Genomic DNA, 10,183 nt, shown 5'->3' with positions numbered 1-10,183 from the left:
CTCTTGCGCGGTATGGCGCATGGGGTGTTGGGCAGCGCCTACCATATCCACCTGAATCCATGGTCATATCCGCACCCCTGCAGGTCATTCGCTATGTCCGGAAATGCGATTCATACGGTCGAGGACTTGTCAAGCCCCAATATGCGGCTTTGACCTGCAGTTATGAGGATTTCACTGTTCCGGGAGCCTGTGGATGCGTGGTACCCTGGAGTACAGCGGAAGGGGTACTTGTCACATGACTTTCCAGGTCGGCGACACTGTCGTCTACCCCCACCATGGGGCTGCTCGGATCGAAGCAATCACGAAGCGATCCATCAAGGGTGAGGAAAAGACCTACCTGGTGCTCAAGGTCGACAAGGGCGACCTTACCGTCCAGGTGCCAGCAGAAAACGCGGAACTCGTCGGTGTGCGCGACGTCGTCGGCCAGGAAGGCCTTGAGCGGGTTTTCGATGTTCTTCGGATGCCGCACACGGAAGAGCCGACCAACTGGTCGCGCCGTTACAAGGCCAATCTGGAGAAGCTCGCCTCCGGCGATGTGAACAAGGTTGCGGAGGTGGTTCGCGACCTGTGGCGTCGCGACCGCGAGCGCGGCCTGTCAGCGGGCGAGAAGCGCATGCTCGCGAAGGCTCGTCAGATCCTCGTCAGCGAGCTCGCGCTCGCCGAGAAGACCAATGAGGACAAGGCTGAGGCCCTGCTCGACGAGGTTCTCAACTCCTGAACACGAATCTTCCACGGGTGGGCGTCGGAGTCGACGTCCACCCGTTCGCTTCGGCGGACTCGGGGCGTGAGCTCAGCCTCGCCGGCCTGCACTGGCCGGCCGAGATCGGGCTCGACGGCCACTCCGACGGCGACGTCGCCGCGCATGCCGCCTGCGACGCGCTGCTGTCCGCGGCCGGCCTGGGCGACCTGGGCGGGCTGTTCGGCACGTCCGATCCCCGCTGGGCCGGGGCTTCCGGGGTCACCCTGCTGGAGGAGACCGCCCGCCAGGTGCGCGCGGCGGGCTTCGAGATCGGCAACGTGGCCGTCCAGGTGATCGGCAACCGTCCCAAGATGGCTCCTCGGCGTACCGAGGCCGAGCTGGCGCTCGGCGGCGCCGTGGGGGCGCCGGTGAGCGTCTCGGCCACCACCACCGACGGGCTCGGGCTCACCGGGCGCGGCGAGGGGATCGCCGCCATCGCCACGGCCCTCGTGGTCAACCTTTCCTAGGCATTCAGCGTCTTATGTGTGGGATGCGTGAGGGTGTCCCGGCGGGTCGTCGCCGAACCCGCCAACTGTGGGGGCGGCGGTTCGTCACTGGCGCGGTACGGACCGCCGCCTTCCTCAGGGGGTAGTTTCCCCAGGTGTCGGGTATGTCCCCACCTAAGACATGTGAACGTCTCGGGGGGAGCTACACATGATCGGCGCGATCGTTTCCGCAGTAGTCATCGGCGCCATCGTCGGTGCGCTGGCCCGGCTGATAGTGCCTGGCAGGCAGAACATGTCCATCGGCCTGACGCTCATCGTGGGCATCGTGGCCGCCCTGATCGGCACCCTGATCGCACAGGCGTTCGGCTGGGCCGACACGAAGGGCATCGACTGGCTCGAACACATACTCCAGCTCGTCCTGGCTGTGGTCGGCGTGCTCCTCGTGACGCGGATGGGCTGGGGAGGACGCGGTGGACGTACCGGCCGAACCACGACCTGACCTGCTCGTTCGTAAAGCCGGCGCATAATCGCCGGCGATCGGGTAGCGAAGCTCCCCGTGAGAGTGAACGGCTCACTCTCACGGGGAGGTTTCGTGTCATGACCATTCAGTCCATCCTTGGCGCCATCGTGATTGGCGCCGTCATTGGCGCAATCGGTCGCCTGCTGCTGCCCGGCAGGCAGGCCATCGGGTGGATCCTCACCATCGTCGTCGGCATCGTCGCCGCCCTGCTGGGCACCCTCATCGCCCAGGTGCTCGGCGTCGAGACGACCCCCGGCATCGACTGGATCGAGCTCGTGATGCAGGTCGTCCTGGCGATCGTCGGTGTCGGCCTGGTCGCCGGCCTACGCCGCGGCTCCAGGGTCTAGCGGGCGCCAGGGGTGTAGACGAGATAGACGCACACGAAACGGCCCGTCCGGGATCATCCCGGACGGGCCTCTCGTGCTTCTCGCGTTTTTTCGGGACGTGGCCGCTATTCCTCGGGGTCCGGCGGGCGCGGAGTGCTGCGCAGGCGGCCGGAGGGGGCCTGGGTGTCCTCGTGGATCACCGGGTGGGGCGCGGTGGCCTCAGAGTCGCTCTGGGGCGTCCGGGGCTCGTCGGCGGCGGGGCGGGTCCGGCGGTCGTCCTCGATGACGGGGACGGGCTGGGTGTCGACGTCGCGCGTGTCGGTGGCCCGGGTGTCGGTGCGGGGGTGGACCAGGACGTCGGTCGGCTTCACCCGGTCGCCCCACCGGACCGGCCGCCTCAACGGCTCGGGCTCGGGCTCGGGCTCGGGCTCGGGTTCCGGCTCGGGATCCGGCACCGGTTCGGGTTCCAGCTCCGGCTCGGGCTCCGGGTCGGGGTCGGGGTCGGGGGCTCGTTCGGGCTCAGGGGCGCGTACGGGCTCAGGGGCGCGTACGGGCTCGGGGTCCGGATCTTGCGGCACGGCCTGCCACTCGGACACCTGGGCCGGGACCGGCGGCGTCTCCGGCGCGGCCGTGGGCCCCACCAGCGGCGTGGACTCCAGCACCGGCGGGGGCGCCTCGGTCACGAGCGGCGGCGGCGTGTCGGCCGCGCGGCCCGGGTGGAAGGGCACGAAGTCGTCGTCGTCCGCCTCCTCGCGCGCCGCGCCCCGGTGAGCCTGGACGTGCTTGATCAGCAGCAGCCAGAGCCACAGGGCCACGGCCAGCATGACCCAGGGCGCCAGGGCCACGCCCACGGCCACCTGGCGCGCGTCGAAGGTGAACCGCAGCGCGGTCGCCACGTTGGCCGCCGCGGCGGCCACGATGAGCAGGACCAGCACGGTGGCGGCCTGTGCCCGCACCAGCGGCCGGGCGGGACGCAGCAGCAGCACGCCGAGCAGCGCGACCACGAGCAGCGCGTCGAAGGCGGCCGGATAGAGGAAGGCGAGGTCCTGCCGCGCCTCGCCGGTGACGGCCAGCGCGCGCAGATCGTCGAAGGACAGCGCGCAGGCGGCTCCGGTCAGAGCGGCCACCGCGAGCCCGGCCAGGGCGATGCCCAGGCGACGGAGCGTAGAGGGGGGAGTCACGTCCATGGCGCCTTCGAGACTACAGAAGAATGGGGATCACGACCGATCGAGGGAGACACATGCCCGAGCTGCCGGAAGAAGCGCGCGAACTCCTGGATGCCCCGAATCATGCGACGGTGACCAGCCTCAACCCCGACGGCGGACCGCAGTCGACGGTGGTGTGGGTGCGCACGGACGGCGACGACGTCCTGTTCTCGACCGTCCGGGGGCGGGTGAAGCCGCGCAACTTCGAGCGCGACCCGCGGACGAGTCTGCTGGTCATCGACCCGAAGAGCCCCGACCGCTACGTGGAGGTGCGCGGCCGGGTGACGATCGAGGAGGACCCCGAGGGCGCGTTGATCCAGGAGCTGGCCCAGAAGTACACGGGCGAGCCGTGGGAGGACAAGCCGGGCACCGAGCGCCTGATCATCCGGATCCGTCCCGACAAGGTCACGGTACGAGGCTGAGTAATCGGCCTACGAGAGCCCCCGAGGCGTTAGCCTTGCCATCGTGAGCCTGCACATCTACGACACCAGCACGCGCGCCATCCGTGAATTCGTTCCGGTCGAAGCCGGCCGGGCGTCGATTTACCTGTGTGGGGCCACCGTGCAGGCTCCTCCGCACATCGGGCACATCCGCTCAGGCGTGAACTTCGACGTGCTCAGGCGCTGGCTCACGCGGTCCGGATACGACGTGACGTTCTGCCGCAACGTCACCGACATCGATGACAAGATCATCAGGGTGTCGGCCGCGGAGGACGTGCCCTGGTTCGTGATCGCCGAGCGCAACCAGCGGGCCTTCACCTGGGCCTACGACACGCTCGGCTGCCTGCCGCCCACCGTCGAGCCGCGGGCGACCGGCCACGTGCCCGAGATGATCACGCTGATGGAGCGGCTGATCGAGCGCGGCCACGCCTACGCCTCGGGCGGCGACGTCTACTTCAGCGTCCAGTCCTACGCCGACCACTACGGCAAGCTCTCCAACCAGAAGCTGGAGAACATGCGGGCCGCGGCCGACACCGACGACGAGTCGCTCAAGCGCGACGCGCGCGACTTCGCCCTGTGGAAGGGCGCCAAGCCGGGCGAGCCGACCTGGCCCACGCCGTGGGGGCTCGGGCGTCCCGGCTGGCACCTGGAGTGCTCGGCGATGGCCACCAAGTACCTCGGGCCGACGTTCGACATCCACGGCGGCGGCATCGACCTGATCTTCCCTCACCACGAGAACGAGATCGCCCAGTCGCAGGCCGCCGGCGACGGCTTCGCCCGCTACTGGATGCACAACGGCATGCTCAAGATCGGCGCCGAGAAGATGAGCAAGTCGCTCGGCAACTCGCTGCTGATCCCCGAGATGGTGCAGAAGGTGCGTCCGGTGGAGCTGCGCTACTACCTGGCCGCGCCGCACTACCGTTCCTCGATCGAGTACTCCGAGGAGGCGCTGCTGGAGGCGGCGGCGGCCTACCAGCGGATCGAGGGCTTCGTCACCCGCGCCGCCGAGGTGATCCACGACGTCGACGCCGACGCGCCCCTTCCGCAGGCGTTCGCCGACGCGCTCGACGACGACCTCGGCACGCCTCAGGCGCTCGCCGTGGTGCACGAGGTGGTGCGCGAGGGCAACGTGGCGCTGTCGCGGGGCGACAAGGAGGCCATCGCGCGGCTCCTCGCCGAGACCCAGAACATGCTCGACGTGCTCGGCCTCGACCCTCGCTCGCCGCAGTGGCGCGGGGGCGGCTCCGACCTGTCGCCGGTGGTCGACGCGCTGGTGGCGGTGGCCCTGGAGCAGCGCAAGGCCGCGCGGGCCCGTAAGGACTACGCGGCGGCCGACGCGATCCGCGACCAGCTCGCCGCGGCGGGCATCACGGTCGAGGACACGCCGCACGGCGCCCGCTGGGAGCTGGCCCGCTGACCTTCCGCCGCTCCTGAGTGACGGCGGGCGCCCTTCGCGTCCGCCGTCAGCCGCGGAGGGCCGCGACGGCGGCGTCGGTGGTCTCGATCACGATCGTGTGGTAGCCGTCGATGCGCGAGACGATGCCCTCACGCGGGCCCTGGTGCCATGCCGGGCTGGTGTAGAAGGCGTCCTCCTGCTCGTCGCGGGTCTGTTTCGAGGGGAACGCGCGGATGAGGTACGCCTCCTCGTGGCCGTCCTCGTCCACGAGGGAGGCGCCGCTGCTCACCACGTCGATGCCGGCCTTCGCCAGGAGGGGGAGGGCTTCTTCGTGCATGATCCGGAGGAAGTCTGCGCGGGTGCCGGGTTTGAGGCGGTAGGTGCGGATTTCCAGGATCATGTGGCTGCTCCTTGGGGGATGGTCGGGGTGGTGCTGGGTGGCGGGCACGTTATTCGGTGGTCGCTGACATCCTCCGTCAGTGTTTCGGGGCTCGTGCTCGGGGGCTAGCTGCTGGAGTTTGGGGTTTCCGGCTTGTCCATCGGCTTGTCCATCGGCTTGGCGGTCGGTTCGTCGGTCGGCTTGTCGGTTGGTTTGTGGGCCAGGAAGAAGGCTTGGCGGCCTGAGCGGGGTCTTTCGCTCTCGTCGGGTTCGCGGATGAGCTGGGCGTCCAGGGACAGGCCGGCCTTGGCGAGGAGGTCGGCGATGTGCTCCGGGGGAGTCCAGTAGACGTCCAGTGACAGCTTGTGGCCGTAGCCCTGGCTGAGGTGGCGGCGTTCGTCGCCGACCTTGAACGCGATCAGCAGGTGGCCGCCCGGCGCCAGCACCCGGTGGATCTCGGCGAACACCGTCGGCAGGAGCTCCGGCGGGGTGTGGACGGTGGAGTACCACGCGACGGCGCCGGCCAGGGACGCGTCCGCCAGGTCCAGCGCGGTCATCGAGCCCACTTCGAAGCGGAGGCCGGTGTGGCTCCGGCGGGCGACGTCGATCATCCTTGGCGACAGGTCGATGCCGAAGGCGTTCACCCCGAGGGCGTGGAGGTGGGCGGTGACACGGCCCGGTCCGCAGCCCAGGTCGGCCACCTCTCCGGCGTCCGGGCCCTGCACGAGCTCGGCGAACGCTCCCAGCATGGCCCGGTCCAGGGGCTTGGTGTCGAGTTCGTTCCTCAGCAGGTCGGCGTATTCGGGGGCGACGGTGTCGTAGGCCGTTCGGGTGGATTGGAGGTAGGCGGACTCAGTCATGGCCAAGGACCATAACCGGCCTTTGGGGTGGGGGTGGGCGCTTTCGGAGTCGTCTGGGGCCGGTTCGGGGTGGGCGCCTTTTGCACTGTGCGGGGGCGGTTTGGGGGGTGGGGGCTGTGCTGGGAGAGGGCGGGCGGGCCTGCGGTCGTCGCGATGTGCGGTCACGGCGTCGCGTGCGGCCCGATCTCGCGTGCGGCCCGATGAGGCGATTTGTGGTGATGTGCTGACGCAAGACGCTAGGTGAGGTGGTGAGCGGCGCGTTACGTGCGCTCTGAGGGCAGGCGGCTCGCCGGGTGTGCCGCGGCCGGTCGTGTGCGGACGGCCGTCCTTCTTGGCGGGATCGGATGGGGGCTGCCCGGCGGGATCGGGTGGGTCGACGGGCCGATACCCTTGATGGCATGGCAGCAGGCGGTAGGGCATCGGGCAGGCCCGCGAAGAAGAAGGGCCCCTCCAAGGGCACCGGGGGCCAGAAGCGCCGGTCGCTCGAGGGCAGGGGCGCGACGCCGCCTGCCGAGATGCGCCACTGGTACAAGGACAAGGCCAGGTCCGAGCGCATCGCCAGGGAGGACCGCGGCGGCGAGACGCGTCGTCCGGGCAGCGGCCCGGCCCGGCAGAAGCGTTCCGAGGACGCCCCCGAATACATCGGCGGCCGTAACCCGGTGCTGGAGGCGCTGCAGGCCGGGGTGCCCGCCAACGCCCTCTACGTGGCCCAGCGCGTCGAGAGCGACGACCGCGTACGCGACTCCATCAAGATCGCGGCTGAGCGCGGGATCGCGCTGCTCGAAGTCACCCGCGACAAGCTCGACCGGATGACGGAGGGCGTCGTCCACCAGGGCATCGCGCTCCAGATCCCCGCCTACGACTATGCGCATCCGTCCGAGCTGGTCGAACTGGCCCAGGACGCGGCCGAGGTCCCGCTGATCGTGGCGCTCGACTCGGTCACCGACCCGCGCAACCTGGGCGCCATCGCCCGTTCCGCCACCGCGTTCGGCGCGCATGGCCTGCTCATCCCGTCCCGCCGCTCGGCCGGGGTGACGGGTGGCGCCTGGAAGACCTCGGCCGGCACGCTCGCCACGCTGCGGGTCGCCCGCGCCTCCAACCTGACGGCCGCCCTGCGCGAATACCGCGAAGCCGGCCTCTTCATCGTCGGCCTCGACGGCGCCGGAAAGATCGACATCGGCGACGCCGACCTCCTCGCCGAGCCGCTCGTGGTCGTGGTGGGCTCCGAGGGGAAGGGCCTCGGCCGGTTGGTCCGGGAGCAGTGCGACGTGGTCGTCCGCATCCCCATGCAGGCCGCCGCGGAATCCCTCAACGCGGGGGTCGCCGCCGGTGTGGCACTGTACGAGGTCGCTCGTCACAGGCGCCGCTAGCGTCTACACTGGTAGGCCGTGCCGACGTAGCTCAATCGGCAGAGCATCTGTCTTGTAAACAGAAGGTCAGGGGTTCGATTCCCCTCGTCGGCTCTGCACGTAGAAGGCCCTTTCCCGTGATCGGGGGAGGGCCTTTTCGATCTCGTGCAGCAGAGTTGTACAGCAACCGTCTCTAGCCGAAGATGTCCTGCCCGTCGCGCCCTGAGGGGTCCATGGTGAGCAGGCTCTCATGAAGACCTTGTACGGCCCTGCCAGTGAGTTCGCCTGACGGTGTGGTTTCCATGAGGCGCCAGCCAGGGGTGTCCGTGGGTGCGTCGTCGTCGCGGCCGTGGGCGGTGAGGCTGTAGAGGAGGCCGAACGCTGTTTCGTAGGCGGCCACCTGGGCGACGCGTGCAAGGTCGGTGGGGTCCGCGCCGTCGGCGAGCAGTCGAGCAGCCGCGGGAATGCCTTCCAGCGCTCCCGGTGTGGCCCAGCCATTGATTAAGTCTGGCCATATGCGCCGCAGCGCCAAGAAGCCAGCCAGCTGAGGTATGTCCTCTGAGATCTCTGAGGCAGCCCACTCCTGAGGGGCATCGGCGCCCAGCGTCGCGAAGAGATTCTGCAAGGCGAGCACCGCAGCGCGATCGGCTTCGGTCATTCCGCCATCTCAGCATGGCACGCGATGAGAAGGGGCCCTGGAATCCGCCCACAGCATGTCCGTTCACCTGATGCACCGTTGACGGTGCTCTTGCCGGAACTCGGTCGGGGGGTCGGCACTGGTTCTGCTGCGATGTCATGCAGCCGGCACGTTGATCGGCAACCCGTGTGACCATTCTCGCCGCGGTGGCGTCTGTATGTGACGTGGCAATCGAAACCGTTCGGGGGGCGACATCATCGAGGAGCTGTATCGCGAGCACTGGCCGCTCGTGTGCGGGTTCCTCTTGCGCAGGATCCGCGATCCGCATCTCGCCGAGGACCTGGCGCAGGAGACGTTCGTCAAAGCGACCAGAGCGCTGCTCGGTTGGCGGGGTGATAACGCGGCGGCGTGGCTGCTTACGATCGCGCGCAACGTCCTGGTCGATCACGTACGTAAGAGCCGCCGCGAGATGGCCCTACCGAACCCTGACGAGTTGGGTGTGCCGCCGCTGCACGTGGAGTCGCTGGACGTGCGCGACGCGCTCGAACGGTTGCCCGAGCAGCAACGCCGGCTACTCACGCTGGTCTACTTCGAGGGGTTCTCGATGGTGGAGGTGGCTGCGATGACCGGCAGGTCGCACAACTCGATCAAGACCGCGGTGTGGCGGGCGAGGGCCGCCTTCGCCGACCTTTACGAGGAGAGCCATGAACATGCCTGAAATGCCAGACCTGCCGGACTTTGACCCCAAGCGCACCCGGCGCGCGGTCCGGCGGGGGTTGTTCAGGACGGTCACCATCGTGCTGGCCGTGCTGGCGCTGCTCGCGGTGGCCGCGACCGAGGGGTCGTCCCTGGTGCAGACCCGCGGCGACCGGGAACGCCGTATGCAGGCCGTGCTCGGCACCGCATTCAAGATCTACAACCCGGCGTATACGGTGACGATCGGCTCCTGTTGCCATACCACGCCCGTCTCGATGTCGTTCGAGGTGGCCGCGCGTCCCATCGCGCCGACCGGAGACTGGCCGGCCGGGAGCGAGTCGTACGCGATCAGTCAGGACTTCTTCGGCCGCGTGGGTCGCCTGCCGTTGGGCAGCACCGCCCACACCAGGCTTTCCCAGTCTCTGTTCGACATCGGCACCACGCTGGCGCCCAAGGACGACGTGCGCGCGGTGCTCGCCCGGCTGCCCGCCGACCTCAGCTCGCTGGCGGTGGTGGAGTTCGAGCAACCGCTCGGCGAGGCCGAGATGAAGTCGGTCGTGAAGCAGTACGGCACCTGCGCCGAACGGATCGTGTACGAGCGCAGACCCGGCTCCCTCCCTGTCACCTGGGGCTTCGACTACTGGAACGACGCGATGGACCTCGGCAAGGGCGGCGACAGGACCGAGGACATGTGCGGTGGCAACCTGCCGCAGTTCCGCGACTGGGTCGCCCTGCTGCGGGACCACGACAACGCCAACCTGCGATCCTTCGACCTGTCCTTGGCTCGGCTGCGCAAGGCAGCCGAGGCCGGGCTCGCCTACGGCTATGTGGACCAGCTCAGCTCTGTCCGCGAGCTGCGGGAGCTGCTCAAGGACCCGAGGGTGCGGACGATCCGCCTGGCCGGTGTGGCGTTCGACCTGGACCGGCCCCGCTGAGGGCCATCGCCGTCGACCACGTCCTGGCCCGGTCGGACTTCCGGCGGCTTCGCCAGACGCATGCCCTGACCCGGCCACTACCGACGACGCGGCGACCCGCTCCCACGAAATCTATGAATGTAGTACGGGATGGAGTCTGATGATCAGGAACGGCTTCTCTCGCCCGGGTGTGCATCGAAGTGGTGCAGGCCGTGACGATCGCTGACTTCGGTTCCGGTCTCTTAGAATGCGTTACGTGAGCTGACGCCCTTTTCG

General features: G+C 68.9%; 13 protein-coding genes and 1 tRNA gene. 10 read left to right on the top strand and 4 right to left on the bottom strand.

Features of this window, described 5'->3' with window-relative positions; translation table 11 throughout:
- Positions 1-235: 235 nt before the first annotated feature.
- From ACWEJ6_RS34735 to ACWEJ6_RS34720, 4 genes are all read left to right on the top strand, one after another.
- A complete protein-coding gene (locus ACWEJ6_RS34735; protein ID WP_043624891.1) occupies positions 236-718 on the top strand; it encodes a CarD family transcriptional regulator in 483 nt (160 codons plus the stop codon).
- Positions 719-735: 17 nt separating this feature from the next.
- Positions 736-1,206: a 2-C-methyl-D-erythritol 2,4-cyclodiphosphate synthase gene (gene ispF, locus ACWEJ6_RS34730; RefSeq protein ID WP_358289293.1), complete on the top strand. Its 471-nt coding sequence runs from the start codon at positions 736-738 to the stop codon at positions 1,204-1,206.
- Positions 1,207-1,393: 187 nt separating this feature from the next.
- The gene (locus ACWEJ6_RS34725) at positions 1,394-1,684 is read left to right on the top strand and encodes a GlsB/YeaQ/YmgE family stress response membrane protein (protein ID WP_352322343.1); all 291 of its coding nucleotides are present in this window, start codon (positions 1,394-1,396) and stop codon (positions 1,682-1,684) included.
- Between the two features lie 98 nt (positions 1,685-1,782).
- Entirely contained in the window at positions 1,783-2,052 is a 270-nt protein-coding gene (locus ACWEJ6_RS34720; RefSeq protein ID WP_352322341.1) for a GlsB/YeaQ/YmgE family stress response membrane protein, read from the top strand.
- Positions 2,053-2,156: 104 nt separating this feature from the next.
- Here the strand turns inward: ACWEJ6_RS34720 and ACWEJ6_RS34715 are convergent, their stop codons facing one another.
- On the bottom strand, positions 2,157-3,212 hold the full coding sequence (locus tag ACWEJ6_RS34715; protein WP_452429258.1) for a DUF2637 domain-containing protein: 1,056 nt from the start codon (positions 3,210-3,212) through the stop codon (positions 2,157-2,159).
- A 29-nt stretch (positions 3,213-3,241) separates the two neighbouring features.
- On the opposite strand from ACWEJ6_RS34715, the gene ACWEJ6_RS34710 reads away from it, so the two are divergent.
- Both ACWEJ6_RS34710 and cysS read left to right on the top strand, forming a co-directional pair.
- A complete protein-coding gene (locus ACWEJ6_RS34710; RefSeq protein ID WP_452429256.1) occupies positions 3,242-3,658 on the top strand; it encodes a PPOX class F420-dependent oxidoreductase in 417 nt (138 codons plus the stop codon).
- A 43-nt stretch (positions 3,659-3,701) separates the two neighbouring features.
- Positions 3,702-5,093 carry a cysteine--tRNA ligase gene (cysS, locus tag ACWEJ6_RS34705; RefSeq protein ID WP_387679330.1) on the top strand — a complete coding sequence of 464 codons (1,392 nt, stop codon included), beginning with the start codon at positions 3,702-3,704 and terminating at the stop codon, positions 5,091-5,093.
- A 46-nt stretch (positions 5,094-5,139) separates the two neighbouring features.
- On the opposite strand, the gene ACWEJ6_RS34700 is transcribed toward cysS, so the two are convergent.
- Entirely contained in the window at positions 5,140-5,472 is a 333-nt protein-coding gene (locus tag ACWEJ6_RS34700; RefSeq protein ID WP_364326352.1) for an NIPSNAP family protein, read from the bottom strand.
- Positions 5,473-5,576: 104 nt separating this feature from the next.
- Positions 5,577-6,311 carry a class I SAM-dependent DNA methyltransferase gene (locus ACWEJ6_RS34695; protein ID WP_452429253.1) on the bottom strand — a complete coding sequence of 245 codons (735 nt, stop codon included), beginning with the start codon at positions 6,309-6,311 and terminating at the stop codon, positions 5,577-5,579.
- A 398-nt stretch (positions 6,312-6,709) separates the two neighbouring features.
- On the opposite strand from ACWEJ6_RS34695, the gene rlmB reads away from it, so the two are divergent.
- Positions 6,710-7,681: a 23S rRNA (guanosine(2251)-2'-O)-methyltransferase RlmB gene (gene rlmB / locus ACWEJ6_RS34690; protein ID WP_387679325.1), complete on the top strand. Its 972-nt coding sequence runs from the start codon at positions 6,710-6,712 to the stop codon at positions 7,679-7,681.
- A gap of 20 nt (positions 7,682-7,701) precedes the next feature.
- Positions 7,702-7,774, top strand: a tRNA-Thr gene (locus tag ACWEJ6_RS34685).
- Between the two features lie 79 nt (positions 7,775-7,853).
- On the opposite strand, the gene ACWEJ6_RS34680 is transcribed toward ACWEJ6_RS34685, so the two are convergent.
- Positions 7,854-8,318 carry a hypothetical protein gene (locus ACWEJ6_RS34680; RefSeq protein ID WP_452429251.1) on the bottom strand — a complete coding sequence of 155 codons (465 nt, stop codon included), beginning with the start codon at positions 8,316-8,318 and terminating at the stop codon, positions 7,854-7,856.
- Between the two features lie 232 nt (positions 8,319-8,550).
- On the opposite strand from ACWEJ6_RS34680, the gene ACWEJ6_RS34675 reads away from it, so the two are divergent.
- Together ACWEJ6_RS34675 and ACWEJ6_RS34670 are read left to right on the top strand one after the other, a co-directional pair.
- Positions 8,551-9,015, top strand: coding sequence for an RNA polymerase sigma factor (locus tag ACWEJ6_RS34675; RefSeq protein ID WP_387679871.1), 465 nt, complete (start codon positions 8,551-8,553; stop codon positions 9,013-9,015).
- Positions 9,008-9,928, top strand: a complete 921-nt coding sequence (locus ACWEJ6_RS34670; RefSeq protein WP_452429249.1) for a hypothetical protein — start codon at positions 9,008-9,010, stop codon at positions 9,926-9,928. The genes ACWEJ6_RS34675 and ACWEJ6_RS34670 overlap by 8 nt, the downstream gene beginning before the upstream one ends.
- The last annotated feature ends 255 nt before the right edge of the window (positions 9,929-10,183 follow it).

This window comes from Nonomuraea sp. NPDC004702, assembly GCF_053601695.1.
This window is presented reverse-complemented; position numbering and strand designations above follow the sequence as displayed.